The sequence below is a fragment of the Rahnella sp. PD4 genome, from assembly GCF_049199325.1.
GTDB classification, from domain to species: domain Bacteria; phylum Pseudomonadota; class Gammaproteobacteria; order Enterobacterales; family Enterobacteriaceae; genus Rahnella; species Rahnella perminowiae.
This window is the reverse complement of sequence record NZ_JBLZQF010000003.1, coordinates 191,558-217,741: the sequence shown is the minus strand read 5'-3', so window position 1 is coordinate 217,741 and position 26,184 is coordinate 191,558. Positions and strand designations below refer to the sequence as shown.

The following is a 26,184-nucleotide window of genomic DNA, read 5'->3' as shown; positions in this document are numbered from 1 at the left end:
AAAACCATTTAATTTAATTGATTAATATCCTAACTTAAGTCCAAGAATAGGAGGTTTTTCGCGTAGTTTTTACGCCATTATCTGCACACTAACTATGCCGTCGCCCTTTCATTCCAGGCATCTGCGTATTGGATATTACCATCCACATACTTCCTGGTGATTTTCTCATAACGGAATTCTGCGATTTCCATATGATTAAATCTTTCTTTCGCGGGATCTTTGATATCAAACATCACGGGCATCAGGTTAACGACTCTCACGTTTTCCAGCAGAATAGTAAAATATACCACCTCTTGCTCTGCATCGTTGATTCGATAATATTTCAGTTCCACACGCGTCAGCGTTTGCCCCGTAGAAAGCGCTTTGTAGAGATAGGGGGAAGATGAATCGATTTCTTTTTCTATCAGGAATGGAAGGTGCTGGCAGGTTCCGGTGAACTTACCGTTATGGTTATCGGTTGGTATATGTACACTGTGATGCAGTCCTAACACTTCCACACTGTATTCACGGCCTCGAATGTCAACGCCACCCTTAATAATATTGCCGCCATCATCATACAAAAACATATAAACAGGAATGCCCATATTAATTGTCATCTATAAATCCATTTGATTGTCCGATAGTATTTACAATAGTATCGATACACGCTTTGCTGTTCGGAACCTTATAAAGAGCCTGAATTGCATCAACGACATATTGGTTAAATTCCGGTTCTTTGATGCTATAAAAGGGTAAAGCACATACATTATCGGTACTGAAGGGTAAAGCCCCACCTTTAAGAAGGGAGAGCACCCTGATTTTTTATCTGATGAGTTAACTGCATGGAAGTTTTTTACATCGTGGCGGCTACCGAAAATGAAAACATTAATAAAAAAGACAGTAAAATTTTCATCATCTGACCACCAGAATCGTGTCACCGCTATTCATGATTTGTTCACGATTACTTACGCCATCAATGATCATGCAACCATTCGATGCATTGCGTCCGCCTCCCCTTGAACCGCCATGGATTCTGAACAGGTCTCGCCCATATGTATTAGTCCCCAAAATAGGTTCCAATATGATGGTGACAGGCGTAACGGTATTATGTGCTCCAGTTATACGATAATAACCTTTTGGGATTGGACCCTGACTGCTCACAGACTCCATAGCTGGATTATTTATCCCTGCACCATGTCCGCTATAGCCCTGCCTAAAAAGTTGTCCGTTATGGCTCAACTCCCCGGTACGTTGATTATATTCCCATGTCATGATATCCATCCTTGTTTGGTTAATCATGGTGATTTTTTTGAGACTTTATGAAACAATCATAGATATCATGAATATAAACTATCGGCATGACCCATAAAATCGCCTCATGCATCATTCATATTGACGTCGTTAATCTTCCAGAAGATTATCATTTATTTATAATTTCATCTCTGACAAACATCTTTTCATTATTCGTTCCATTAAAAACCAGAGCTTATACAAAACTATAATGATGTATGTGATCATTAAAAATAACTTATACTTAAACCCTATGGATTTCAATTTTATGTTTATGGAATGAAAATAGATTAGGTAAATATATTATTTGTTTTTTAAGCAATTAAAAAAACGGCCTCCAAATCTGAAGGCCGTTTTCATTTAAATTCACTGTTACCCTCGCCGGAAATAGCTAAATCGGGTAGCTAATCACTACTCGTCGAGCATCACAACCTTGCCGACATACGGCAGATGGCGGTAACGCTGGGCGTAATCGATGCCATAGCCGACAACGAATTCATCGGGGATCGGGAAACCCACGTATTCCACTTTTACGTCCACTTCACGGCGTTCAGGTTTATCCAGCAGGGTACAGATGGCCAGGGATTTCGGACCGCGCAGTTGCAGGATTTCACGTACTTTACTCAGCGTGTTACCGGAATCGATGATGTCTTCAACAATCAGCACATCTTTACCGCGAATATCTTCATCGAGATCTTTAAGGATCTTAACGTCGCGGGTGGTGGACATGCCGTTGCCGTAGCTGGAGGCGGTCATGAAGTCCACTTCATGCGGCACATCTACGGCGCGACACAGGTCAGCCATGAACATGAAGGAACCGCGCAGCAATCCCACCAGCACCATTTCGCTGCCGCTGTCGCGGTAGTGGTCGGTGATTTCACGGCCCAATTCGGCAATTCGGGTTTTGACTTCCTGCTCGGAAATCATGACGTCAACACGATGTTTCATATAAAGACTAGCCACCTGATTTAAGAATATTTATCGCTGCTTTTCAGAAAAACAGCGACCATATAGTGGAATGGATTATATCAAAGAACCGGTTGATGGGTAACGCTGGTGTCAGCCGATCCCGGCCTGATGCAGGTCATGCAGGTTGATCGCGCCGACCAGCACGCCTTCGCTGTCGACCACCGGCGCGGCGCTGATATGCTGTTGATGCAGTGCTTCAAGCGCCTCACCAGCCCGCCATTGCGCCGGAAGCAGATATCCCGGACGGCTCATGGCGCTGACCAGCGGATCGTTCAGGCTATTGCCTTTGACCAGCCAGCGGCGCAAATCACCATCGGTAAACACACCGGCAACGTGCAGGCTGGCGTCACATACCGCGATCAGACCCAGACCGGTGCGGCTCAGTTCCAGCATCGCATCCATAACATTTTTCCGGCTGTCCACCACCGGCAGACGATCGCCGGTGCGCATCAGGTGATGTACGCGGTTCAGCAACCGCGCACCCAGGCTGCCGCCGGGATGGGAACGGGCAAAGTCTTCTGCGCCAAAACCGCGATGCCGCATCAGTGCCATCGCCAGCGCATCCCCCATCATTAAGGTATTCACCGCGCTCGAGGTCGGTGCCAGCCCCATCGGGCAGGCTTCGCGCTCGACACTGATATCCAGTACACAATCTGCCGCCAGCGCCAGCGGAGAGTCTTTGCCGCCGGTGATGGCAACCAGGCGGGTTCGGTTTTCTTTCAGCAACGGCAGGATCAGATCCAGCTCTTTTGCCCGGCCGGAATAAGAGATAAAAATCAGCACATCTTCGCTGCCGATCATACCCAGATCGCCGTGCAATGCTTCGGCAGGATGCACAAAGAACGCCGGTGTGCCGGTACTGGCCAGTGAAGCAGCAATTTTTTTGCCGATATGACCGGATTTTCCCATGCCGGAAACGACGGCTTTGCCGGTGCAATTGAGCAACAAGCGACAGGCGCAGAGGAAATTATCATCCAGACGCGTCAGTAACCGGCGGGCTTCTTCAATTTCAATTTCCAGCGTTTCACGGGCGTAATTCAGTAATGCGTCACTCATCGTCTTCCCCGACCAGAATAATGCGGATCCCTAATTTTTCGATGGCATCACGGTATTGGCTGCTAAGCCCGCTGTCCGTGATCAGCGTATCGACCTTACCTAAATGGCACACCACATTCGGGCTTTTACGACCAAATTTTGATGAATCCACCAGCAGGAAAATACGTTCAGCCGCTTTACACATTGCCTGACTGACACCGTGAACTTCGTTGAATGTCGTGACGCCGCCATCCAGATCGACACCATCAGCACCGATAAACAGCTTATCGAAATTGAATTTATCAAACGCGCTTTCGGCCAGACTGCCGTGGAAGGAAGAGGATTTTTTGCGGTAGGTGCCGCCCGGCATCAAAATGGTCTGGTCATTATCCAGCTCGACCAGCGCATTGACGATATGCAGGCTGTTGGTCATAACCGTAATGTTATTAAACTGGCTGAGAAAAGGCACCATCTGCATCACGGTGCTGCCCGCATCAAAAATCAGCGAGTCGCCGTCCTGGATCTCCCCGATAGCTGCGCGGGCGATACGCAGTTTTTTGCCGGTATTGATGTGGGTTTTACGGTCGATAGGCTGGTCGCCTTCTTCACGACTGAGCACCACACCGCCATAAGTGCGGATCACTGCGCCCTCTTCTTCCAGCAGGGTAAGATCTTTGCGGATAGTGGTGCCGGTTGTGGCGAAATGCGCGGCGAGATCGTCCACCGCCGTTTTTCCAAATTGCTGCAAATGCGCCAGTATCGCCGCCTGCCGTTGCTTAGGTTTCATCACGATTTTCGCTCAAATTTTAAGATAAATTCACAGCCATCATTCTTTTTGAAAGATAATAGCTTTTAAAGTGAAAATATCATGATTTCGGTTCAATCGCTAATGATAGTGCAGTTTGAATATTCGGATCTTTCGGGAAGATCACACCTGACATCAATTGTTCCCGGCTCATGCCCTTAAGCGTCGTGACCGGCTGAGGACGGGCGAAAATTGTCAGGCCGCGCAGTAAAAATCCGTCACAGACTTTTTCCTGTTTATCGAAAGCCAGCGCCAGTACCACTCGCGGCTTGAAACGTCCGCCGGAACGCCCGACGCCCACCTTTCCCTGCATACACAACCTGTCAAATGCCCGGTTAAAGCGCTGCAACTGCCACCAGCCGAGTGCGATTTGTGCCACCCAGGCCAGTACCGCACAGAGTATTAATGCCGAAGTCGGGGTCATTATCTTCTCCTTTATGTCAAAAATCCGCCCCTGTAAACAGAGGCGGAACACATCAGAACATCACCTGACCGCCGGTGATATTGATCGACTGACCGGTGCAATAAGAGGCTTTATCGCTGGCATAAAACAGCAGCATATTCAGCACATCCTGATAGTCACACCCGCGTTTGAGCGGCACTTTATCAATGTAATACTGCTCGACTTCGTCGGCCTGAATGCCCAGTTTTTTGGCGTACTGCGGCAATAATGACTGAAACATCGGCGATTTGAGTAAATTGCCCAGCATCAGTGAATGCACGGTGATGCCATATTCCGCCAGATCCAGCGCCAGAGACTGCGTCAGCCCCACGCCGCCGAACTTGGCCGCGCTGTAACCGGCATTATGTTTGCTGCCCACTTTGCCGGATTTAGAATTGATCTGGATGATGCGTCCCGGAATACGGTCGCGGATCATCAGACGGGAAAACTCCCTGGCACAGAGGAAGTACCCCACCAGATTGACCTGCAACGAGAGGTCAAAATCGTTGAGGGCAAAATCCGTGATCGGCGATGCCTTCGCCATCCCCGCGCTGTACACCAGCAAACTGACCTTGCCGAACGTCTGATCCACCGCTTTCGCCAGCCGGACTACGCTGGCTTCACGGGTAGCATCAACAGCAAACCCGAATGCCCTTTCCCCGCCAAACTGCCGGTTAATCTGCTCTGCCACGGAGGCAGCATTTTCCTCATTCAGATCCGCCACCGCCACGCGATAGCCGGATTCAGCCAGCCCCTGACAGAGAAATGCGCCCAGCGTCTGCCCCCCGCCGATCACGACTGCAACCTGTTCCATTACTGACTCCTGACTCTGCTAGTTAATCGATAAATTTCAATACGCTGCCCAGCGGAATATCGTCGGGCGCGGTGCCTTTTACATGTACGCTGCCGGGAAATTCCGCTTCGGCACTGCCGTCAAAACGCAAAGTGATATGCCCCAGTTCACGCAAATTTTGCATTGCCACCTCTCCCACGGCAGTCACCGGATAACGCACATCTGCCAGTTCCATGTACGCACCACGGTGCAGTTCCCCTTGCATGTCCCCGTGCCGGTGGATGAAGCAATAATCCTGAATATCCGCCGGCGCACCTTCACGGAAGGTGATCAGCATCTGGTCGGTTAAGGCTTCACGGGCGAAGTCGCCGATTTGCGTAATCGTGGTTTGATAAATGGTTTGCACAGTGACTCCTTACTGATAAATGAAAGCGGAAGCGGCCCAGGCGATAAGTACCGTCGGCGCACCGGTCAGAAAACGGCTGACCAGCACCGAAGGCACACCGACGCGCACGGTGTCTTGTTTGGCTTCAGCCAATGAAAGCCCGACAGGAATGAAATCGCACGCCGCCTGAGCGTTGATGGCGAAAAGTGCAGGCAGTGCCAGATGTGGCGGGATATTGCCCAGCCCGATCTGCACCCCGACCAGTACACCGATGACTTGGGCGATCACCGCGCCGGGGCCGAGGAAAGGAGAAAGCAGCGGGAAGGAACAGATCAGCGCCAGCAACACCAGCCCGACGGGGCTTTTCGCCAGCGGCGTCAGCCCGTGCGCCACCAGATCGCCCAGACCCGAGGCCATAATGATGCCGATCAGCGCCGCCACGAAGGCCATAAACGGCAGGATGGTTTTGAGCACGGTATCGATGGTGTCGCGCCCGGCCTGGAATAAAACGGCCACGCCGGAGCCCATGCCCATACCGACTTTCGCCAGCAGGCCGTCGCTCTGTTCGGTGATTTTTTTTGTGGTGTCGTAATCACGCCCTGCCCCAGCCGGTGCGGGTTTAGCCGTCACCGTGGCCGGTTCAGCGGCGTCTGCATTTTCCAGCACGATGTCATGCTCACGGACACCGGAAACATAAATGTCTTCGGTAATAAACTGTGCCAGCGGGCCTGATTTACCGGTCGAATGGATGTTAACGGTCGGGATGCGCCGTTTTGGGTAGATGCCGCAGCGCAACGTGCCGCCGCAGTCGATCACCGCCACACCGATTTCTTCTGCCGGTGGTTCACCTTCTTTAAAACCGTCTACCGTTTCCCAGCCGGTCAGTTCTGCCAGCTTGTCGACGATCGCCGGGCGCGTGCCCGCCGTGATATACATCACTTTTTTGCCGGGCACCGCGTCAATCAACAACGGCCCACCCCAGCCACCTTCACCCCGGTTAATGCGAATCGTAACGCTCATTTTCTGCTCCGCTTTTTAGAATTTGACCTGATTAGAATTGACGCTGATTACAGCCGAACCTCACGATCAAGCTGAATGCCCATCTTGCGTTCAAAGATGCGTGTGGTGAGATCCGTGACCCAGCCGCGGAAGAAGTTAGTCACCATGCCGACCAGGAAATAACTGACGGCCAGCGGTCCGAGCGGTAATCCCAGCGTGGTCAGCCCGCTGGCAACGCCGAGATACACAAACAACTCACCGGGGTTAATGTGCGGGAAGAGGCCGTTCATGGAATGGCAGCTGTAAGAGCCAGCAGCGTAATAACTGGGTTTGTAGATTTCAGGCATAAAACGGCCAAGACTGAGGGTCATCGGGTTACAGAAAACAAAGGTGCCAATCACCGGTAACAGCAGATACCGTGAAACCGGATCCCCGGCACAGCGCTGCGCCAGACGTTCGATCCGCCGCTGTCCGACAAAAACGATCAGCGCGTTCATGACCACCAGCAAACTAATCAGGAGAGGCAGAATGCCGGTGACCATCCCGACAAACACTTCTCCTCCTTTTTGAAACAGGCCGATAAACCACCCGGCACCGTGCGTTATTACGTCAATCATCATCTTCTCCTGTAGGGATACGTGGGTTTAAGCTTTCATGTTTTGTCACTCCACGCAGGAAATATAATCATTATGAATTAATATTAATTATATATTGATCACATTTTGAAAGTTTAATCTTTCAATTTGAAAGATTGAAAATCATGAGAGCGCACAGGTAAAGACAGGGACGAGGGAAGATACGGAAAGGGGCGGGCCGGATAATGGCTCCGGCCCGCTGATTTTTAAGAAATTACAGAAAGAAAAGCAGTTATACGGATTACGCTGATACTGTGAAGCCAAGCATCATGCCGGTATCTTCGTGTTCAAGCAGGTGGCAGTGCGCCATGTAGGCATGTTGTTTACCGGCAAGATGGTTAAAACGCACCAGCACTTCGCTGCGGGCACCTTCAACGCGCACGATGTCCTTCCAGCCCTGACGATGGGCCGCCACGGGCTGACCGTTTTCAGAAAGAATACGGAACTGTGTGCCGTGGATATGGAAAGGATGCAGCATCATGTCGCCCTCGCCCGAGATAGTCCATTTCTCATACCGGCCTTGTTTCACATCGAAAGCAGGAACGTTCATGTCGTAGGCTTTACCGTTAATTTTATTGCCCTGCATGAAATCGTAACCCGCGGATGATTTACCCATGTCCATCCCGGCCATGCCGCCATGCCCGTCGTGGGCAGAATCAGACATTCCCGGCATGGCTGCCATCTCGTCCCCGCCATGATCCATGCGCATTCCGGTCATCGCATTGTGTCCGTACCGTTTCATCAGCGCCGCCATACCTTGCTGATCGAGCTGCGGATCCATCATCAGTTGCAGCCAGCGGGTCGGCAGATTATCGACTGACACCAGCGCGGGCAGCGGCACCAGCGTGTCCGGCAATGCGCTGCCGCTTTGAGTCAAAGTCGGCTGAATACGCAACACCGGCAATGGTTTATCGAACGGTGCCAGCGTCATGCCCATCTGCTTCACCGGCAACGTGACCAGATCAAACGCTTTGCCGTCGCTGCAATCAATCAGCACTTCAAAACGCTCGCCTGTCAGTAACGGCAGATCACTGACTTTCACCGGCTCAGGCAGGAAACCGCCGTCACTGGCGATGACATACATCGGCCGTTGATCGCTGGTGGCGATATGCAGTGAGCGGGCATTACAACCGTTGAGTAAACGAAAACGTACCCAGCCACGGGAGATCCCGTGCTGCGGATACACCGCGCCGTTAGTTAGCATGTGCTGCCCAAACCAGCCGACGGCGGCAGTCATGACGTCCATCTGATAATCGATTTTACCGGCATCGTTTAAGCGCTTATCCTGCAAAATGACCGGAATATCATCCACGCCCCAACGTTTCGGGATTTGTAACAGATCACTGCTTTCATCTTCAATCAGCACCAGCCCGGCGAGCCCCATCGCCACCTGATAACCGCTGGTCTGATGCGGATGCGGGTGAAACCAGCAGGTCGACGCGGGCTGATCGAGTTGCAAGCTGACTTTGCGATTCTCACCGGGTCCGATCAGACCTTGCGGACCACCATCCACATCACCGGGAATTTCCAGCCCGTGCCAGTGAACGGTGCTGGCCACATCCAGCCGGTTATTGATGGTGACACTGACCGGTTTACCGCGACGGATACGCAGCGCGGGGCCAAGCAGATTACCGTTTATGCCCCAGGTTTCGGTGTTCACACCGGGCAGAAACTGGCTCTGGCCGCGTTGTAATGTGAGCATAATGGCGCTGTGGATATCCGGTTCAAGTAATGCAGGAACAGGCAATGCCGGGCGGTCTGCAGCGAGCGCGAAGCGGCTCCAGCCAGGCAGCGTAGTGGCAGCGCCCATCAGGGTCGTCCACTTCACGAAATCGCGACGGTTCATTTTTCAGTCCTTATGAGGGGGTGACCAGACGGATGGCGCAAACGTGCCATAATAGTACAACAGCCTACCCCTTCCCCTAAGGGGAAGGTCAAGCGCCTTCGCGGCAAAAGAAATTTGGTGCCGCTCAGCGCAAATATGGTAACGTCCTTTTAACTGCCTGTGAGCCAAGTCTTCCTGACTTTCAATCTACAAGAACAAGAACACACCCATGAAAAAAACAACACTGTGTTTGTTATTACTGTCGCTGCTCGGTTTCTCCTCCGCCAGTCAGGCGCTGAGTGAATCCGAAGCGGAAGATCTGGCGGACCTGACGGCCGTCTTCGTTTATCTGAAAAATAACTGCGGTTACGAACAACTGCCGAATACCCAAATCAAACGGGCTATCGTATTTTTCGCACAGCAAAACCGCTGGGATCTGAGCAATTACAACAGCTTTAACATGCAGTCGATGGGCGAAGAAAGTTACCGTGATCTGAGCGGGATCGCCGTGCCTAAACCGACAAAATGTAAGTCTCTGGCCCGTGACTCGCTGAGTTTACTGGCCTATACCAACTGAATTCCGTCAGCCAGTTTTTCAGCCGTGTGCTCCGTCATTGTGATGCCGGAGCCTGTTCCCTTCCCCCGCTTTCCCCAACTTTTCGCGCCACGACAGCCTCGTCTACACTTAACCTACATTCACCTGTCTGAAATTCAACCGTGCATGGACAGGCAGAGTTAGCTATCATGTGCGCCCATTTTTATGGCTGCGATTGATCAGGAGAAACAACGACATGTCCCGGAACTCGTCATCCAAAGAAATATGGCATGAGACGCTGCACGATCATTTTGGTCAGTACTTTAGCGTCGATAAAGAGTTATACCGTGAAAAAACCGATCACCAGGATCTGGTCATTTTCGAAAATGCGGCGCTGGGTCGCGTCATGGCACTCGACGGCGTGGTGCAAACCACTGAGCGTGATGAATTCATTTACCATGAAATGCTGACCCATGTGCCTTTGTTCGCTCACGGCCACGCTAAAAAGGTGTTGATCATTGGCGGCGGTGACGGCGCCATGCTGCGCGAAGTGTGCCGCCATAAAGGCGTGGAAGCGATCACGATGGTGGAAATTGATGCCGGTGTGGTGGAGTTTTGCCGCCAGTATCTGCCCAACCATAATGCCGGTGCGTATGATGATCCGCGTTTCAAACTGGTGATCGACGACGGTGTGAACTTCGTTAATCAGAGTGCTGAAACCTTCGATGTGATCATCTCCGACTGCACCGATCCTATCGGTCCCGGCGAAAGCCTGTTTACGTCGGCGTTCTACGAAGGTTGTGCCCGCTGTCTTAATCCGGGCGGCATTTTTGTGGCACAAAATGGCGTATGTTTCCTCCAGCAGGATGAAGCGGTGAACAGCCACACCAAACTGAGTCATTACTTCAGTGATGTCAGTTTCTATCAGGCTGCGATCCCGACTTATTACGGTGGCATCATGACCTTCGCCTGGGCGACAAACAGCCCGGAATATCGCCAGATGGATAACCACACCTTGCAGGCGCGTTTCGACGCCGCAGACATCACCTGTCGTTATTACAATCCGGCGATTCATCATGGCAGCTTTGCCCTGCCGCAATATTTACTGAATGCCCTGTCAGCCGCGCGCTGATACCGCATCCATAAGGGGGTGAACTAAATTGCAAAAGCTGAAACTGCACGGTTTCAACAACCTGACCAAAAGCCTGAGTTTTTGTATCTACGATATCTGCTACGCCAAAACCGCAGATGATCGTGACGGCTATATTGCCTACATTGACAAAGAATATAACGCCAACCGTCTGACGGAAATTCTCACCGAAACCTGCTCCATTATCGGTGCCAATATTCTCAACGTAGCGCGACAGGATTACGAACCACAGGGTGCCAGCGTCACGATTTTGGTGAGCGAAGAGCCGGTGGATCCCCGTGATGTGGATAACACTGAGCATCCGGGCCCGTTGCCGAATTCGGTGGTCGCGCATCTGGATAAGAGCCATATCTGCGTGCATACCTATCCGGAAAGCCATCCTGAAGCGGGCCTGTGCACCTTCCGTGCCGACATCGAAGTCTCGACCTGTGGGGTGATTTCACCGCTGAAAGCGCTGAACTACCTGATTCATCAGCTTGAATCGGATATCGTCACTATCGACTACCGTGTGCGTGGTTTCACCCGTGACGTGAACGGCGTTAAGCATTACATCGACCATTCCATTAATTCGATTCAGAACTTCATGTCGCAGGATATAAAAGCGCTGTACGACATGATGGACGTCAACGTGTATCAGGAAAATATCTTTCATACCAAGATGTTATTGAAAGAATTCGATCTGAAGCATTATTTGTTTAATGCCAAACCGGAAGAACTGAGTGCCGCAGAACGCAAGGAAATCACCGATTTGTTGTACAAAGAAATGCAGGAAATTTATTACGGTCGCAATCTTCCGTCAGTCTGATCAGGGCTGAATAAAGAAAAGGCCGGGCATGTTTACAATGTCCGGCCTTTTTGGTTTTGGCGGGGGGAGTAAATCAGGCCAGTGTCAGCGTAAAGGGCTGTTCGCCCAGTGCCTGCTGAATATCCCGGTTCAGCCCTTTATCGGTAATAATATCCGTCATCTCAGCCAGCGGCGTGACGCAAAACAGCGAGTACGCACCGTATTTACTGCTGTCGGCCAGCAACACCCGGCGACGTGCATTCACCGCCAGATCCTGCTTCAGCCCGGCTTTTTCTTCCGTCGGCGTGGTAATGCCCTTATCCAGACTCCACGAGTTGCAGCTGACAAAAGCAATGTCAGGGTAAACGCTGCGCAACAAACGACGGCCATGTTCGCCAACACAAGACTGACTGCTGTCGTCGATACGTCCGCCGATAATCGTGACTTCAATTTGCTTAAACTCTGATAAAAACAGCGCGATACGCAGATCGGCGGTGATCACCCGCAGTGGCAAATGCGTCAGGTTACGCGCCAGTTCCAGCATCGTGGTACCCGCATCCAGCACCACAGCGTCCCCCGGTTTCACCATCGCAGCGGCGACTTCTGCTATGGCCTGCTTTTCCTGCAAACTGCGCTGCAGTTTTTCATTGGTGGTCGGCTGGCTGGGAATAAACCGGTTGAGCGTCACACCGCCATGACTGCGGCTGATCACGCCCTGTTCATCCAGTTTTATCAGGTCGCGGCGAATAGTCGCCGGAGATGCCGCAATGGCGGCAACCAGTTGTTCTACGGTGACCAGATTATGGCTTTTCAGATAATCCATAATCTGATCGAGGCGGCTTTGTCCGGTCAACGTGATTCCTTTTTGCTCTGCGCCACTGGCGCGAAATTACGCCAGTTGTACGGCTAACTGAATAGAGATCGCCATGCTCTCAGACTTGGCTTTTCCTGTCCACGCAATATCAAACGCGGTGCCATGGTCAGCCGACGTGCGGATGAACGGCAGACCGGCGGTGATGTTCACCCCGTCATAGAATCCCATCAGTTTCAGCGGGATATGGCCCTGATCGTGATACATCGCGACCACCATATCGTACATCCCTTCATAAGTTTGCAGGAAAACCGTATCCGGCGGGCATGGACCGTAGACGTTAATTCCTTTGGCTTTCATTTTCTCTACCGACGGCCCGACAATCTTAATTTCTTCATCACCGAACAGCCCGTTTTCACCCGCATGCGGATTCACACCGGCGACAGCGATACGTGGATTTTCATAACCGACGCGACGCAGGAAGGTATCCGCCATCTGAATCACCGTTTCTACCCGCTCGTGACTGAGCGTATCGAGGAATTTACGCAGCGCGATATGCGTGCTGACGTGGATAACCTTGAGTTTGTCGGTGTAAAGCACCATCGCGTAGTCGCGGCTGTCAGTGAGTTTCGCCAGCAGTTCGGTATGTCCCGGATAAATATGCCCGGCAGAATGCAGCGCTTCTTTATTCAGCGGTGCGGTAGCAATGGCGTGCACCTGTCCGGCCATGGCCAGTTCTGTCGCGCGTTTTACACAGCGATAAGCCAGATCCCCGGCCTCTTTTTGCACTTTGCCCGGCACCAGTGCATCAGGATTTGCCAGCGGTTCGTCAATAACGTTAATCACACCGGGCGCGAAATTCGCCTGCGAGACGTCATCGATAATACGCAGTTCCGCTGCAGGCGTGATACCTAAGCCAAGGATACGGCGGAATGTGGCGGCACAACCGACCACCACCGCTTTCGTGCCGGAAAGCTCACCTTCAGCCAACGCTTTAATGATAATTTCAGGGCCGATACCGGCAGGGTCACCTATCGTTACTGCGATAATTTTAGTCACTCAACTTCTCCTCAATAAAGCGTAAAACTTCAAGTAGCGTACTTTCGGTACCGAACCCTCCGGCCTTGGTCATGACCGGCAGCCGGTGAATCTGACTGCCTTGCAGATATCCCCAGGGAACGCAGCCTGCAATTTGTCCTTTAATTTCAAAACCTTTAGCCCCGAGCGCACGAACCACCGCCAGCGCGATATCACCGCCGGTAAGGTAAATGCCGCCCGGATGCGTCTGCTGTAAGACGTGCCGGATCAGTTGCCCGAGAAAGGCGGCAATCCGCTCGCCCATCTGCGAGCGGCTGATGTCATGTTGCTGGCAAAATTGCGCAATCCGGTGCCGCTGTTCTGCGCCCTGCGACGTGCGGATCACACAGTGTTTGCCCTGCGCCAGCGCTTGAGAAATCTGCGCGACCAGCGTTTGCTGCATATCGATAAATTCATCTGAAAACAAAGGCATAACATCGATATCCAGCAGCGAAATCGCTCTGTGCTGCATTACGCAGGCCACCTGTTGCAAGGCGATTTCACTCATCGAACCGACCACTGCCAGCAACGGCAATTTCTTACCGGATATCACCGGAGGATGTTCATTGTCATGCAACGCGGCATCGGTCAGCGCATGGATAAGACCCGAAGCCCCCACCATCAGCGGTCTGAATGGCAGGCTTTCAGCGGCCTGAACAATCAGCTTCAGATCTTCTGGCGTCTCGCTGTCCGCTATCAGAATGCGGACGCCGGACGCCACCAGAGCAAATATCACTTTGTGCAAATCACCGCTTCGTAACGCTTCAAGGCTGACGTGGTGCTGTTTCAGCGACGTCTGTTCAGCCAGTCGCTCTGCTATGCTGGCGGTATGCACCGGCGTTTTCGGATCGCTTGCAAATTCGGTTTCAGTCAGCAATTGGCCGTTGACGTAACATTTACCATCCGCCACCACACGACCAAGTGCAGGCACAGCGGGAGCGACAATCGCCAGCGGGCAATGGAGCGCCGTCAGCGCCGCTTCGGTTTCTGCCCCTAAATTACCGCGCAGAGTGGAATCAATTTTCTTAAACACCCAATGCTGACCAGAGATGGCCGCCATTCCCGCCTGCACAGCCAGGGTCACTTTCTGTGCCGCCTGTGCCGCGCTCAGCGCCCGGCTGTCACTGCTGTAAATCACCGCGCTTGCGCTGCTGCCCCTCTCCACTTCCGTCTGAATATCAAACTGCACATGCGCGGTCAGTCCCTGGCGGACAAGCGCCACGCCGGTGTCATTCGCGCCGGTAAAATCGTCAGCGATAACCAGAAGCGCAGCAGGCGTGCGATACGCCGGGATTGTCAGTGTTTCAGCCATCATGGCTCCGTAAAGGATCGGGTTGGGTTAATCTTGCTGGATATGATTATATTCAATCATGATTGATTATATGTGAGCAACATCAAATTATTCAACTTCAATTTCGCCTATAAATTGCCCTGACGATGTGAGGCATATCGACCTTTGGTGATTGAACTCACTCTTACAAAAGACTCAGACGGCAGGAATCAGGCATGAATATAGACAGTACGATCATCAGCGGTTATCAGTCATTACAGGACATTGGCTACCTTCTGACCGGAAAACGACAGGTGCTACTGGTCAGCGATAAGAACATTATCGGCCTGCCGCCGGTGCAATCGCTGATAGCACAGATGCAGAAAGCAGGCTGTCAGGTGACGGTAATTGATAACGTGCCGCCGGAGCCAAGCCAGCATGACGTGACGGCGATCCTAAGCGCGCTGAAAAAGCCTGTCGTAGATCTGGTGATTGGCGCAGGCGGCGGCAGCGTGCTGGATGTGGCAAAACTGCTTTCCCTGCTTTGTGCGGGCGATGAAAACGTCACGCTGGAAAGCCTGCTGGCCGGTGAAAAGCCGCAGCGCCGCACCCCGTCTTTGCTGATCCCGACCACTGCCGGCACCGGGTCAGAATCCACGCCAAACGCGATTCTGGCTATCCCGGAAAAGGAAACCAAAGTCGGCATTATTACGCCAGTGATGCTGCCTGATTATGTGGCGCTGGTGCCGGAACTGACCACCAGTATGCCTGCGCACATCGCGGCCTCCACCGGCATTGATGCGCTGTGCCATCTGTTCGAATGCTTTACGTCAGTGATCGCCAGTCCGGTCAGTGACAACTTTGCCCTGGTCGGCATGAAGAAACTGTTCGCCAGTATCGAAACGGCCGTCGCTGAGCCGGGAAATCTGGCAGCACGGCTGGATATGCTGTGGGCGTCTTATTACGGCGGCGCGTCGATTGCCCATGCCGGTACGCATATGGTGCATGCGATGTCCTATCCGCTCGGCGGGAAATATCACATTCCTCATGGGATTGCGAATGCCATTCTGCTGGCACCGTGCATGGCGTTTGTACGACCGTCGGCGGTCAGTAAATTCGCCCGCGCCTGGGATTTAATTCCGGACGCTGACCTGAAATTAAGTGAGGAAGAAAAATCCTATGCGCTGGTGGAATATTTTGACGCACTGGTACATCGCCTGGATTTACCGGTCAAATTAAGCCAGCTGAATATCACACCTGACGACATTCCCTATTTGTCGCAGGGGGCAATAGAGGTACAACGTTTGATTAAAAATGTGCCCATGCCGGTAGAGAAAAATCAAATAGAAGAAATTTACCGCAGCATCAGATAACCCCTTATTTCGTATCCGACGACAACGACGTGAAGAGAATAAGATGAATAACATTACCGGAGTTTATACCGCGATTGTGACGCCCTTTTCCGCTGACGGAAAACTCGATAGCGACGCATTGCGCCAGCAGGTAAAACGCCAGAAACAGGCAGGTAATAATATTTTCTGCAACGGTACCAACGGGGAATTTTTTATGCTCAGCGAGCAGGAAAAAATTCAGGTAACAGAAATCTGTCTTGAAGCCGCAGGGGATGACACGGGCGTGATGTCGCATGTCGGCGAGATTTCTACCCGTGACACACTCAGGCTGGGCAAACAGATTGAAAAACTCGGCGTGCGCGCCGTGTCAGTGATTACACCGTGGTTTGCGGCATTGCGTCCGCAGGAACTGATCGCGCATTTTCGCGCGGTGGCCGATGCGCTGACCGTGCCGGTGTATCTCTACAATATTCCCGCCCGCACCGGCAATACGCTGACGCCAGAGGTCGTGCGCGTGCTGGCCGACCATCCGAACATCAAAGGCATTAAAGACAGCGCCGGTTCGTGGGAAAGCCTGCACGGCTTCCATGAGGTCAGTCGTCAGTTTGCGGATTTTGATGTGCTGACCGGGCCGGACTCACTGATTTACAAAGGTTTCACCGAAGGCAGTGCCGGATGTATTTCCGGTATCGCCAATATTATTCCTGCTCAGGTGAATGCCGTTTACCGCCATTGGCAGGAAAACAATGCGCCAGCGGCCGAAATCGTTCAGGCCGATATCAATCAGATCCGAACCGATCTTTACAGCATCGCATTTTCCCCGGCTGTGGTTAAAAAAGCCGTGAATCTGCTCGGTTTTAACGTGGGTGAAAGCCGGTATCCGGTCGAATTCACGCAGGACGATACACAAAAGATCCTGACCGTTATTAAGACCTTTAATTTGCGCGATTAAACGCGCCTTACACCTTCTGAATCCACCGACACCTGCGCATGAAAATCCGCAGGCAGGGTCCCCTACGCGCTGTGTGAGGAAAAAATGAAAGAATTTAGCTCATCAGATACGTTAATTATCATCGGTATAGTTCTGGCCTACATCGTGTTTACCACCTGGCTGACCTACCGGTTACGCAGTAAAACCAACGGCGATTTCATGGAAGGCTCGCGTGCAATGCCGGCCTTTATCGTCGGCGTGTTGCTGATGTCGGAATACATCGGCGCAAAATCCACCATCGGTACCGCACAGGCGGCGTTTGAAGGCGGTTTCGCCGCGTCCTGGTCGATCCTGGGTGCGGCCATCGGCTTCCCGATATTCGGTTTACTGCTGGTAAAACGCATTTATAACACCGGGAAAATCACCATTTCCGGGGCGATTGCCGAGAAGTACGGCAATACCACCAAGAACATTATTTCGCTCATCATGATTTACGCCCTGCTGCTGGTGAACGTCGGTAACTACGTCAGCGGTGCGGCGGCAATTTCCACCGTGCTGAAAGTGAACCTGCCGGTCGCGGCGTTTATCACCGCCGTGGTCAGTACCTTCTACTTCGCCTTCGGCGGCATGAAAGGCATGGCGTGGGTCACCATGTTGCACAGCGCCATCAAGTACATCGGCGTACTGATCATTCTGGGCATCGCACTGCACATGACCGGCGGCGTGATGCCGATGGTCAAAGAGATGCCTGATTTCTACTGGACGTGGGACGGCAGCATCGGTGCCAGCACCATCTTCGCGTGGCTGATCGGCACCATCGGCTCCATCTTCTGTACGCAATTCGTCATTCAGGCGATTTCATCGACCAAAAGCGCCGAGTCTGCCAAACGCGCAACCTGGGTTGCTTTCTTCTTCTGCATTCCGATTGCGCTGGCGATTGGCATGATCGGTGTCGCGGCGAAGTTCCTGCATCCTGAAATGAACAGCCTGTATGCCCTGCCAATCTTCATTCAGGACATGAATCCGTGGCTTGCCGGTCTGGTCACTACCTCGCTGGTGGCGTCGATTTTCGTCAGCGTGAGTACCGTCGCGCTGGCCATTGCCTCGCTGATTGTGAAAGATTTCTACGTGCCTTACCGCAACCCGACGCCGGAGCGCGAGTTCAAAATGCCCCGCTGGCTGTCGCTGCTGATTGGCTTCCTGCCGCTGATTTTCGTGTTACTGGTGCCGGAAGTGCTGAAGCTGTCGTTCTTCACCCGCGCTATCCGTCTGTCGATTTCCGTGGTCGCGGTGATGGCCTTTTATCTGCCGTTCTTTAAAAGTGCGCGCGGTGCAAATGCCGGCCTGATTGGTGCCTGCGTAGTGACCTCCGTCTGGTACCTGCTCGGCGATCCATTTGGTATCAACAACATGTATATCGCGCTGGTCACACCGGCCATCATTATGTTGGTTGACCGTCTGATCCCACAGCGCACCAATAAAAACAAAAATGCACACATTATTCAAAAGTCTGGAGCCTTAAGATGATCACTGAAACGCTAACCGTCGAACGCAGCGGCAAAGTTCATACTGCTGAACATGACGCCGCGCGCCGTGAGGCTATGTTGCCGTCGGATTGTCCGCAAAATCATGCCGCCAATCTGCTGCCTTTACCCGACGGCAGCCTGTTATGCACATGGTTTGCCGGTACCCAGGAAGGTATCGCTGATATTTCCATTTACCTGTCGCGCCTGGAAAAAGGTGCGCAGGTCTGGAGCCGGCCGGTGAAACTTTCAGAGGATGCCAGCCGTTCCGAGCAAAATCCGGTGCTGTTTCTTGACCCGGATAATGTGCTCTGGCTGATGTACACCGCACAGAAATCCGGCAATCAGGACACCGCGATTGTGCGTTTTCGTCAGTCCCACGACATGGGAAAAAGCTGGGGAGAAATCGGTACATTACTCGGTGAGCCCGGCACTTTTATCCGTCAGCCGCTCACCGTGCTGGCCAACGGTGACTGGCTGCTGCCGGTATTTTATTGCCGCACACAGCCCGGTGAAAAATGGGTCGGCAACAATGACGACAGCGCCGTCAAAATTTCCAGTGATAAGGGCAAAACCTGGCGTGACGTGGCAGTGCCAGAAAGCACCGGCTGCGTGCATATGAACATCACGCCGCTGCACGACGGCAGCCTGCTGGCGTTGTACCGCAGCCGCTGGGCAGATTTCATCTACCAGAGCCGTTCCGTGGATAGCGGCAATAGCTGGAGCGCGCCGCAACCGACCGCACTGCCTAACAATAACTCATCGATTCAGGTGACGACGCTCGCCAACGGGCATCTGGCGCTGGTCTTCAATAATCTCAGCGCCGCCGATGCCAGTGAACGCCGGGCCTCGCTGTATGACGAGATTGAAGATGAAGACGACGACGTACGTACCGAAACGCCGGGGGAAACCGGTGGCCGCACAGCCTTCTGGGGCGCTCCGCGCGCACCGATGACACTGGCGATTTCGGAAGACGGTGGCCGCTCGTGGCCATACCTGCGCGATCTGGAAACCGGCGATGGCTATTGCATGACCAATAACTCACAGCAAAAACTGAACCGCGAATTTTCTTATCCCAGCATCAGGCAGGGGCTGAACGGCGAACTGCATATCGCCTTCACCTACTACAGGCAGGCGATCAAATACGTCTGCGTCGAAGAATCCTGGGTAAAAGGCTGATACCGGCCCGGCCTCATTGTCAGGAGTAAGCCATGAACCCAACACCGAGTAAACACGCGCTGGTGACAGGATGCAGCTCAGGCATTGGCGAAACGGTGTGCCTGACACTGCTGGCGCAGGGCTGGAAAGTGACCGGACTGGCGCGCCGTGAAGTGAGTTTTTCTCATCCTCACTTTACCGGTATCCTGCTGGATATCACCGGCACGACACAACTGACGGCATTTCTGGAAACACTGCCTCAGGTGGATGCCGTGGTTCACGCCGCAGGCCTGATGCAAGCAGCACCGCTGGGGCAACTGGATCTGCAGGCCAGCGAAGCATTGTGGAAACTGCATATTGGCGTGGCAGAAGTGCTGGCTGACCGGCTGGTAGATAAAATGCCCGACGGCGGGCGCATCGTATTGCTGGGCAGCCGGACGTCATCGGGTGCCGCCGGTCGCAGCCAGTACGTCGCCACAAAATCCGCCATGACCGGCATGGCGCGCAGCTGGGCAGCAGAGCTGGCGCCGCGCGGCATTACCGTCAATATTGTGGCTCCCGGCGCGACGCAAACCCCGATGCTGGATAATCCGCAACGGCAAAGTTCTCCGCCTAAATTGCCACCGATTGGCCGGTTTATTCAGCCTCAGGAAGTTGCCGATTTAGTCTGTTATTTACTTTCTCCTTCTGCGGCTGCGATTACCGGTCAGCAATTAATCATTTGCGGCGGCGCATCGCTGTAACTCAATAAGCAATCCTTAAGTAAAATATCCTGGCCGGTATAAAAACCGGCTATACTTCTTAAGGCAAATTAATAGTTAAAGAGTGATTAAATTTTTATTTAAGTCAAATTTATCGTCAATCGATCTAGCTATTAAGCCAAATTTAAAAAACAATACACAAACCCTAAATCAAATATAATTTATCTATAACTAATAATTTAGCTTATGACAGATCAAAAGATCGCTTTTTTATTAAAAACAGATAAATTGCTTTAATTATCCCCGCCCGCCCATTAGCATCGCGTCATTGCTTACTAAGCAAACAGCTCCATCCACCGCAAGCAGAAATAAAACATGAAAATGATTAAATTAAAGACCGTACCCAGCCTGCTGGTCGCGAGTTCTTTATTGGTTTCCGGGGTTTCCCGGGCCGGGGAAAATTTGTTAAGCAGCAATACTGAAGGGATGCGGCACTATGTGAGTTACGGTGCTGAATATTATAAGTGGGACGAATCCGTCGATAATATGGACGGTAAATATGTTGCTGAACATGGCCCGCGCCTGCGCGTTAATTTCGGATCCAATAATTATCTTGATACGCAAAGCGGCTTATTAAAAGCCTGGGACATGAGCGTCATGTTCGGGATCGTCCGTTATAAAGGCAGTACGCTTGACGATCAGGCCAACGTGCAAAACGGATCGCTCAAGGGCAAAACCTATTACACCGGCTACAGTGCGGACATGACCCGCGGCTACCGTTACCGGGCATCCGACAGTGTTTCTTTCGATATGAAAGGTGCGCTTGGCGGCCAGGCATGGCTGAGAAATATCCGCTCTAATGATGTTTATATCGCCTCAGAAAATGCCACGCGGCAGTACACCGCCGTGGAAGTGACTGTGCAACCTTACGCTAAAGCGTCATTGGGTGCGAACTGGCAAATGACCACAGATTCACGTCTGAGTCTGGAAGGCGGTGCGCTGTATCCGATTAAAACCTGGACGCACAGCAATCAGGGCTCGGTCTGGCTGGAGCCGAAATCCAGGCTTTCGCCATTTACCAGCCTGACCTGGAATATCAACAAAGATGTTTTTGTGAAAGCCAGTTATGTGCATCAGAAATACGGTAAGTCTGACGAGAAACAAGGTGATCTGAACGGACGTACCGTCGGTTATTATCAGCCCGCGACCACCACTTCCACCGTGGGTCTGGAAGTCGGTTTCTACTTCTGATGATTTCAGCAACTCAGCGCCCCTCAAGCGGATTGTTCCGGTGTAAATAACCGGGACAATCGCTTATCTTAAAAGCCTCCTTTTCCAGAGGCTTACCTTTCTTATGGATCGTTTTGCAACGCTGTGTGGCGTTCTCGCCATTTTATTGTGGAGTATGAGCGTGGCGCTCACCCGCAGTTTGTCCGAATCTCTGGGGCCCTTTGGCGCGGCCGCGTCAATTTATACTGTCAGTGGGATTTTAGTCTGGATGGTCGGCGGCAAGCCAACGTTGCGCGGCGAATCTGCGGCCTATCTGATCATCTGCGGTCTGTTATTTATCTTTTATATGGTGGCGTTTTCGCTGGCGATTGGTCTGGCGCATACCCGTCAGCAAACGCTGGAACTCGGGTTGATCAATTATTTGTGGCCAAGTCTGATGCTGCTGTTTGCGGTTCCGTTGCTGAAATTACGCGTACGCTGGTGGATCTGGCCGGGGGCAGTACTGGCGTTTGCAGGCGTGTTATGGGCGATCAGCGGCGGTCACGGGCTGGATATTCGTCAGCTAATGCGTAATGTGCACGGCAACCCGGTTGCTTATGGTCTGGCATTGGGTGCTGCCGTTTCATGGGCGCTGTATTCCAATCTGGTGCGGGTATTGTGTAAAGGTAAAGGCGTGCTGCCGTTGTTTCTGCTGGCGACCGGTGCCGTGCTGTGGGTGCTGTACTTTACCTATTCATCGAACCGCATCAGCCTGAGATTACCGGCGATTCTTGAACTGCTGGCAATGGGCGCGGTGACGGCCATTTCGTATCAGTGCTGGGATATCGCGATGAAAAAAGGCAATGCGACGCTGGTGGCCGCGTTGTCGTACTTCACGCCGCTGTCATCGATTCTGATTGCCGGATTATGGCTGCACACATTGCCGGGCGCGAGTTTCTGGCCGGGGGTGCTGATGGTAGTCGGCGGTTCGCTGCTCTGCTGGACCGCCTCGCGGGGTAAATAAGTTTTAGCGATAGGTTGTCACAAAAGAACGGTATTTAGCGAGGACTTGCAGGAAGTCCTCGACACCGCAAAATGCCAGACTCTCTTCGTCGTAATAGCTCATGCCTTCTTCAATCTCATCACCGTCGAAATCCAGCTGATTGGCGCGGATCATCACCTCATCGTCGGCTAACAACAGCGTGTATTCATGACCAACCATTTGCGTCTGGCGTTCGCTGCCTTTCAGCTCACTCAGCGCGGCTTCAACGTGATCGAGCACGCTCAGGTCGCCCTTCACTTCTTCATTCAGCCAGTGGCCCAGCACTTCGTGGCCCATTGAAAAACGCACTTTGACCTCACCGGTGATGTCGCGTAAAAAATCGTAATCCATGGCGCAGTCCTCTGGAAAAATCACAATAAAAAAGGGAGCCGAAGCTCCCTTTCAACACTGGCGCAAATATAGCGATTTAGACTGCGGTTTGGAAGATCACACCGTCAGCTTTATCCGTATATTCGCTCAGTTTGTCGAAGTTCAGATAACGGTAGGTATCCACCGCAGTCTTATCCACTTCTGCCATATAACCGAGATATTCTTCCGGTGTTGGCAGGCGACCCAGCAGGGACGCCACCGCGGCCAGTTCTGCGGAAGCCAGATAGACATTGGCACCGTTACCCAGGCGGTTCGGGAAGTTACGCGTTGACGTGGAAACCACGGTAGAACCGTCGGCCACACGCGCCTGGTTACCCATGCACAGTGAACAGCCCGGTATTTCTACACGCGCCCCGCTCTTACCAAAGACGCTGTAATAGCCCTCTTCAGTCAGCTGTGCCGCATCCATTTTAGTCGGTGGTGCAACCCACAGACGGGTTGGTAACGCGCCTTTATGGCTGTCGAGCAGTTTACCGGCCGCACGGAAGTGACCAATGTTAGTCATGCACGAACCGATAAAGACTTCATCGATTTTGCTGTTCTGTACGGAAGACAGCAGACGCGCATCATCCGGATCGTTCGGCGCACAAAGGATTGGCTCTTTGATGTCCGCCAGATCGATTTCGATCACAGCCGCGTATTCGGCATCCGCATCCGCTTCGAGCAGGGTAGGATTCGCCAGCCACTCTTCCATGCCTTTGATACGACGCTCAATAGTACGACGATCGCCGTAACCTTCAGAGATCATCCACTTCAGCAATACAATGTTGGAGCTGAGGTATTCTTTGATCGGTGCCTGATCCAGTTTGATCGTACAACCTGCCGCTGAACGCTCTGCGGATGCATCCGCCAGTTCAAATGCCTGTTCTACTTTCAGTTCCGGCAAGCCTTCGATTTCCAGAATACGGCCAGAGAAGAGGTTTTTCTTACCTTTCTTCTCAACGGTCAGATGGCCTTCTTTAATCGCGTAGTAAGGGATCGCATGCACCAGATCACGCAGGGTGATGCCCGGTTGCATTTTGCCCTTGAAACGCACCAGAACGGATTCCGGCATATCAAGAGGCATCACGCCGGTCGCTGCCGCAAAGGCCACCAGACCGGAACCCGCCGGGAAAGAAATCCCAATCGGGAAACGGGTATGGGAGTCACCGCCGGTGCCAACTGTATCAGGCAGCAGCATGCGGTTCAGCCAGGAGTGAATAATGCCATCGCCCGGGCGCAGTGAAACACCGCCACGGTTCATGATGAAATCAGGCAGCGTATGGTGGGTAGTCACATCAACCGGCTTAGGATACGCCGCGGTATGACAGAATGACTGCATCACCAGATCGGCGGAGAAGCCCAGACACGCCAGGTCTTTCAGTTCATCACGGGTCATCGGACCGGTGGTGTCCTGAGAACCCACCGATGTCATTTTGGGTTCGCAATATTCGTTCGGACGAACACCGGCAACGCCACAGGCGCGGCCCACCATTTTCTGTGCCAGCGAAAAGCCTTTGTTGCTTGCAGCGACAGGTTTCGCAATGCGGAACACTTCGCTCTGTGGCAGCTTCAGGGATTCACGGGCTTTGGTGGTTAAACCACGGCCGATGATCAATGGAATACGACCGCCTGCACGCACTTCGTCGAGCAGTACGTCGGTTTTCAGTTCGAAAGTGGCGAGCACTTCGTCGGTTTCGTGATGACGCACTTCACCTTTATACGGATAGATGTCGATAACATCGCCCATGTTCAGGTTGGACACGTCCACTTCAATCGGTAAGGCACCGGCATCTTCCATGGTGTTGAAGAAGATTGGCGCAATTTTGCCGCCGAGCACCACACCGCCGCCGCGTTTGTTTGGCACATGAGGGATATCATCACCCATGAACCACAGCACGGAGTTAGTGGCTGATTTACGCGAAGAACCGGTACCGACAACGTCACCCACATAAGCCAGCGGGAAACCTTTTTTGTTCAGTTCTTCGATTTGTTTGATCGGACCGACACTGCCCGGTTGATCCGGATGAATGCCTTCGCGTTCATTTTTCAGCATTGCCAGCGCATGCAGAGGAATATCTGGACGGGACCAGGCATCCGGAGCAGGTGACAAATCATCGGTATTGGTTTCGCCGGTCACTTTAAACACGGTGACGGTGATTTTTTCGGCCAGTTGCGGGCGCGACAGATACCATTCGGCATCCGCCCACGACTGAAGGATTTTTTTCGCGTGTTCGTTGCCCGCGTGTGCTTTTTCTTCCACATCGTAGAAGTTATCAAACATCAGCAACGTGTGGGACAGCGCTTTCGCGGCAATAGGTGCCAGCGTGTCGTTATCCAGTGCGTCGATCAGCGGGTGAATGTTGTAACCGCCCTGCATGGTGCCCAGCAGTTCAACAGCTTTTTCAGGAGTGACCAACGGAGAGGTAGTTTCGCCTTTGGCGACGGCGGCCAGGAACCCGGCTTTAACATAGGCGGCTTCGTCGACGCCCGGTGGAACACGGTTAATCAGCAGGTCTAACAGAGTGTCTTCTTCGCCTTGCGGCGGATTCTTCAGGGACTCAACCAACGCTGCCATCTGTGAAGCATCAAGTGGCTTAGGGACGATGCCCTCTGCAGCACGCTCGGCTACGTGCTTACGGTATTCTTCTAGCACGACTTTCTCCTCGCTCTCATTGTCATTTATTATGCCTGGCTTCCATCATCAGCATCGCGTCATGCCTGTAGGGACAGGGGAATTCAAGCGGTCTGATGAATCGGGGACACTGCGGGTAAGAGGGTTTCTTGTTCTGAAACTATACGTCCTGAACCTGAGCACAGTGCCCTTTAGCGCCTGGGCAGCATAGCAGGATTTTGCCCGCTTGTTAATTCGTTCACATAAAAGCAACATTAAATCTTTGCTGAATCGTTGAGCACAGACGGATCGGCTGTTCATCCCGATTCGCCCTCCAGATCATCACAACAACCCTGATCATACAAGGGAATAAATGGCAGTAAATGCAGAAAAAAGGGGCAAAAAAATCGTTCAAAAATACGTCAGATTTGTCTCTTCGACGTGCCAGCAGTCAGGGAAAAACGTTAACGTCTGAATACTCTCAAAGCATCATCAGATGAA

Annotated in this window: 26 protein-coding genes; 10 read left to right on the top strand and 16 right to left on the bottom strand. The window is 52.4% G+C overall.

Annotated features, from left to right (window positions below; all coding sequences use genetic code 11):
* Positions 1–92 precede the first annotated feature (92 nt).
* The 11 genes from ACOZIO_RS09870 to cueO all read right to left on the bottom strand — a co-directional run bounded on the left by ACOZIO_RS09870 (position 93) and on the right by cueO (position 9,178).
* Positions 93–584 carry an Hcp family type VI secretion system effector gene (locus tag ACOZIO_RS09870; protein ID WP_129991439.1) on the bottom strand — a complete coding sequence of 164 codons (492 nt, stop codon included), beginning with the start codon at positions 582–584 and terminating at the stop codon, positions 93–95.
* Between the two features lie 307 nt (positions 585–891).
* Positions 892–1,251 carry a tlde1 domain-containing protein gene (locus ACOZIO_RS09865; RefSeq protein WP_129991339.1) on the bottom strand — a complete coding sequence of 120 codons (360 nt, stop codon included), beginning with the start codon at positions 1,249–1,251 and terminating at the stop codon, positions 892–894.
* 429 nt (positions 1,252–1,680) lie between these two features.
* Complete coding sequence (gene hpt / locus ACOZIO_RS09860; protein WP_129953152.1) at positions 1,681–2,217, bottom strand: hypoxanthine phosphoribosyltransferase; 537 nt, start codon at positions 2,215–2,217, stop codon at positions 1,681–1,683.
* 111 nt (positions 2,218–2,328) lie between these two features.
* Positions 2,329–3,294, bottom strand: a complete 966-nt coding sequence (gene gutQ, locus ACOZIO_RS09855) for an arabinose-5-phosphate isomerase GutQ (protein ID WP_129953153.1) — start codon at positions 3,292–3,294, stop codon at positions 2,329–2,331.
* Positions 3,287–4,060: a glucitol operon DNA-binding transcriptional repressor SrlR gene (gene srlR / locus ACOZIO_RS09850; RefSeq protein ID WP_129953154.1), complete on the bottom strand. Its 774-nt coding sequence runs from the start codon at positions 4,058–4,060 to the stop codon at positions 3,287–3,289. The genes gutQ and srlR overlap by 8 nt, the downstream gene beginning before the upstream one ends.
* Before the next feature lie 79 nt (positions 4,061–4,139).
* Entirely contained in the window at positions 4,140–4,502 is a 363-nt protein-coding gene (gene gutM / locus ACOZIO_RS09845; RefSeq protein WP_129991337.1) for a transcriptional regulator GutM, read from the bottom strand.
* 52 nt (positions 4,503–4,554) lie between these two features.
* A complete protein-coding gene (gene srlD / locus ACOZIO_RS09840; RefSeq protein ID WP_129953156.1) occupies positions 4,555–5,334 on the bottom strand; it encodes a sorbitol-6-phosphate dehydrogenase in 780 nt (259 codons plus the stop codon).
* A 22-nt stretch (positions 5,335–5,356) separates the two neighbouring features.
* Positions 5,357–5,719, bottom strand: coding sequence for a PTS glucitol/sorbitol transporter subunit IIA (gene srlB, locus ACOZIO_RS09835; protein ID WP_129953157.1), 363 nt, complete (start codon positions 5,717–5,719; stop codon positions 5,357–5,359).
* Between the two features lie 9 nt (positions 5,720–5,728).
* On the bottom strand, positions 5,729–6,718 hold the full coding sequence (srlE, locus tag ACOZIO_RS09830; RefSeq protein WP_217139491.1) for a PTS glucitol/sorbitol transporter subunit IIB: 990 nt from the start codon (positions 6,716–6,718) through the stop codon (positions 5,729–5,731).
* Positions 6,719–6,765: 47 nt separating this feature from the next.
* Entirely contained in the window at positions 6,766–7,314 is a 549-nt protein-coding gene (gene srlA / locus ACOZIO_RS09825) for a PTS glucitol/sorbitol transporter subunit IIC (RefSeq protein WP_129953159.1), read from the bottom strand.
* Between the two features lie 259 nt (positions 7,315–7,573).
* The gene (cueO, locus tag ACOZIO_RS09820) at positions 7,574–9,178 is read right to left on the bottom strand and encodes a multicopper oxidase CueO (protein ID WP_421595233.1); all 1,605 of its coding nucleotides are present in this window, start codon (positions 9,176–9,178) and stop codon (positions 7,574–7,576) included.
* Positions 9,179–9,386: 208 nt separating this feature from the next.
* Here cueO and ACOZIO_RS09815 point away from each other — a divergent pair, with 208 nt between their 5' ends.
* From ACOZIO_RS09815 to speD, 3 genes are all read left to right on the top strand, one after another.
* Positions 9,387–9,734 (top strand): YacC family pilotin-like protein, encoded by a 348-nt coding sequence (locus ACOZIO_RS09815; protein WP_013576967.1) that lies wholly within the window; start codon positions 9,387–9,389, stop codon positions 9,732–9,734.
* 214 nt (positions 9,735–9,948) lie between these two features.
* Entirely contained in the window at positions 9,949–10,824 is an 876-nt protein-coding gene (gene speE / locus ACOZIO_RS09810; RefSeq protein ID WP_129991334.1) for a polyamine aminopropyltransferase, read from the top strand.
* A gap of 28 nt (positions 10,825–10,852) precedes the next feature.
* Positions 10,853–11,647: an adenosylmethionine decarboxylase gene (gene speD, locus ACOZIO_RS09805; protein ID WP_129953162.1), complete on the top strand. Its 795-nt coding sequence runs from the start codon at positions 10,853–10,855 to the stop codon at positions 11,645–11,647.
* Between the two features lie 73 nt (positions 11,648–11,720).
* Here the strand turns inward: speD and ACOZIO_RS09800 are convergent, their stop codons facing one another.
* Genes ACOZIO_RS09800 through dtnK form a run of 3 tightly spaced genes read right to left on the bottom strand, consistent with a single transcriptional unit; the run spans position 11,721 to position 14,829 of the window.
* A complete protein-coding gene (locus tag ACOZIO_RS09800) occupies positions 11,721–12,479 on the bottom strand; it encodes a DeoR/GlpR family DNA-binding transcription regulator (protein WP_129953163.1) in 759 nt (252 codons plus the stop codon).
* Positions 12,480–12,515: 36 nt separating this feature from the next.
* On the bottom strand, positions 12,516–13,496 hold the full coding sequence (locus ACOZIO_RS09795) for a D-threonate 4-phosphate dehydrogenase (protein ID WP_421595232.1): 981 nt from the start codon (positions 13,494–13,496) through the stop codon (positions 12,516–12,518).
* Positions 13,489–14,829: a D-threonate kinase gene (gene dtnK, locus ACOZIO_RS09790; protein WP_421595231.1), complete on the bottom strand. Its 1,341-nt coding sequence runs from the start codon at positions 14,827–14,829 to the stop codon at positions 13,489–13,491. The genes ACOZIO_RS09795 and dtnK overlap by 8 nt, the downstream gene beginning before the upstream one ends.
* Positions 14,830–15,020: 191 nt before the next feature.
* Here dtnK and ACOZIO_RS09785 point away from each other — a divergent pair, with 191 nt between their 5' ends.
* The 7 genes from ACOZIO_RS09785 to yddG all read left to right on the top strand — a co-directional run bounded on the left by ACOZIO_RS09785 (position 15,021) and on the right by yddG (position 22,682).
* Positions 15,021–16,157, top strand: a complete 1,137-nt coding sequence (locus tag ACOZIO_RS09785) for an iron-containing alcohol dehydrogenase (RefSeq protein ID WP_421595230.1) — start codon at positions 15,021–15,023, stop codon at positions 16,155–16,157.
* A 43-nt stretch (positions 16,158–16,200) separates the two neighbouring features.
* A complete protein-coding gene (locus ACOZIO_RS09780; RefSeq protein WP_129953166.1) occupies positions 16,201–17,088 on the top strand; it encodes a dihydrodipicolinate synthase family protein in 888 nt (295 codons plus the stop codon).
* Positions 17,089–17,172: 84 nt separating this feature from the next.
* A complete protein-coding gene (locus ACOZIO_RS09775; RefSeq protein ID WP_421595229.1) occupies positions 17,173–18,594 on the top strand; it encodes a sodium:solute symporter family protein in 1,422 nt (473 codons plus the stop codon).
* Positions 18,591–19,769: a sialidase family protein gene (locus ACOZIO_RS09770; RefSeq protein ID WP_421595228.1), complete on the top strand. Its 1,179-nt coding sequence runs from the start codon at positions 18,591–18,593 to the stop codon at positions 19,767–19,769. The genes ACOZIO_RS09775 and ACOZIO_RS09770 overlap by 4 nt, the downstream gene beginning before the upstream one ends.
* Before the next feature lie 32 nt (positions 19,770–19,801).
* Complete coding sequence (locus tag ACOZIO_RS09765) at positions 19,802–20,491, top strand: SDR family NAD(P)-dependent oxidoreductase (RefSeq protein ID WP_421595227.1); 690 nt, start codon at positions 19,802–19,804, stop codon at positions 20,489–20,491.
* Between the two features lie 333 nt (positions 20,492–20,824).
* On the top strand, positions 20,825–21,700 hold the full coding sequence (locus ACOZIO_RS09760) for a hypothetical protein (RefSeq protein WP_421595226.1): 876 nt from the start codon (positions 20,825–20,827) through the stop codon (positions 21,698–21,700).
* Between the two features lie 103 nt (positions 21,701–21,803).
* Positions 21,804–22,682, top strand: a complete 879-nt coding sequence (gene yddG, locus ACOZIO_RS09755; RefSeq protein ID WP_421595225.1) for an aromatic amino acid DMT transporter YddG — start codon at positions 21,804–21,806, stop codon at positions 22,680–22,682.
* 3 nt (positions 22,683–22,685) lie between these two features.
* Here yddG and yacL read toward each other — a convergent pair whose 3' ends face one another.
* Both yacL and acnB read right to left on the bottom strand, forming a co-directional pair.
* Entirely contained in the window at positions 22,686–23,051 is a 366-nt protein-coding gene (gene yacL, locus ACOZIO_RS09750) for a protein YacL (protein WP_129953172.1), read from the bottom strand.
* A 76-nt stretch (positions 23,052–23,127) separates the two neighbouring features.
* Positions 23,128–25,725 carry a bifunctional aconitate hydratase 2/2-methylisocitrate dehydratase gene (gene acnB / locus ACOZIO_RS09745; protein WP_129953173.1) on the bottom strand — a complete coding sequence of 866 codons (2,598 nt, stop codon included), beginning with the start codon at positions 25,723–25,725 and terminating at the stop codon, positions 23,128–23,130.
* Positions 25,726–26,184 lie beyond the last annotated feature (459 nt).

Bases quoted from the DNA above. Each gene is read 5' to 3' on its own strand.
- ACOZIO_RS09870 (WP_129991439.1), bottom strand. From the start codon at position 584: ATGGGCATTCCTGTTTATATGTTTTTGTATGATGATGGCGGCAATATT.
- ACOZIO_RS09865 (WP_129991339.1), bottom strand. From the start codon at position 1,251: ATGACATGGGAATATAATCAACGTACCGGGGAGTTGAGCCATAACGGA.
- hpt (WP_129953152.1), bottom strand. From the start codon at position 2,217: ATGAAACATCGTGTTGACGTCATGATTTCCGAGCAGGAAGTCAAAACC.
- gutQ (WP_129953153.1), bottom strand. From the start codon at position 3,294: ATGAGTGACGCATTACTGAATTACGCCCGTGAAACGCTGGAAATTGAA.
- srlR (WP_129953154.1), bottom strand. From the start codon at position 4,060: ATGAAACCTAAGCAACGGCAGGCGGCGATACTGGCGCATTTGCAGCAA.
- gutM (WP_129991337.1), bottom strand. From the start codon at position 4,502: ATGACCCCGACTTCGGCATTAATACTCTGTGCGGTACTGGCCTGGGTG.
- srlD (WP_129953156.1), bottom strand. From the start codon at position 5,334: ATGGAACAGGTTGCAGTCGTGATCGGCGGGGGGCAGACGCTGGGCGCA.
- srlE (WP_217139491.1), bottom strand. From the start codon at position 6,718: ATGAGCGTTACGATTCGCATTAACCGGGGTGAAGGTGGCTGGGGTGGG.
- srlA (WP_129953159.1), bottom strand. From the start codon at position 7,314: ATGATTGACGTAATAACGCACGGTGCCGGGTGGTTTATCGGCCTGTTT.
- cueO (WP_421595233.1), bottom strand. From the start codon at position 9,178: ATGAACCGTCGCGATTTCGTGAAGTGGACGACCCTGATGGGCGCTGCC.
- ACOZIO_RS09815 (WP_013576967.1), top strand. From the start codon at position 9,387: ATGAAAAAAACAACACTGTGTTTGTTATTACTGTCGCTGCTCGGTTTC.
- speE (WP_129991334.1), top strand. From the start codon at position 9,949: ATGTCCCGGAACTCGTCATCCAAAGAAATATGGCATGAGACGCTGCAC.
- dtnK (WP_421595231.1), bottom strand. From the start codon at position 14,829: ATGATGGCTGAAACACTGACAATCCCGGCGTATCGCACGCCTGCTGCG.
- ACOZIO_RS09785 (WP_421595230.1), top strand. From the start codon at position 15,021: ATGAATATAGACAGTACGATCATCAGCGGTTATCAGTCATTACAGGAC.
- ACOZIO_RS09780 (WP_129953166.1), top strand. From the start codon at position 16,201: ATGAATAACATTACCGGAGTTTATACCGCGATTGTGACGCCCTTTTCC.
- ACOZIO_RS09775 (WP_421595229.1), top strand. From the start codon at position 17,173: ATGAAAGAATTTAGCTCATCAGATACGTTAATTATCATCGGTATAGTT.
- ACOZIO_RS09770 (WP_421595228.1), top strand. From the start codon at position 18,591: ATGATCACTGAAACGCTAACCGTCGAACGCAGCGGCAAAGTTCATACT.
- ACOZIO_RS09765 (WP_421595227.1), top strand. From the start codon at position 19,802: ATGAACCCAACACCGAGTAAACACGCGCTGGTGACAGGATGCAGCTCA.
- ACOZIO_RS09760 (WP_421595226.1), top strand. From the start codon at position 20,825: ATGAAAATGATTAAATTAAAGACCGTACCCAGCCTGCTGGTCGCGAGT.
- yddG (WP_421595225.1), top strand. From the start codon at position 21,804: ATGGATCGTTTTGCAACGCTGTGTGGCGTTCTCGCCATTTTATTGTGG.
- yacL (WP_129953172.1), bottom strand. From the start codon at position 23,051: ATGGATTACGATTTTTTACGCGACATCACCGGTGAGGTCAAAGTGCGT.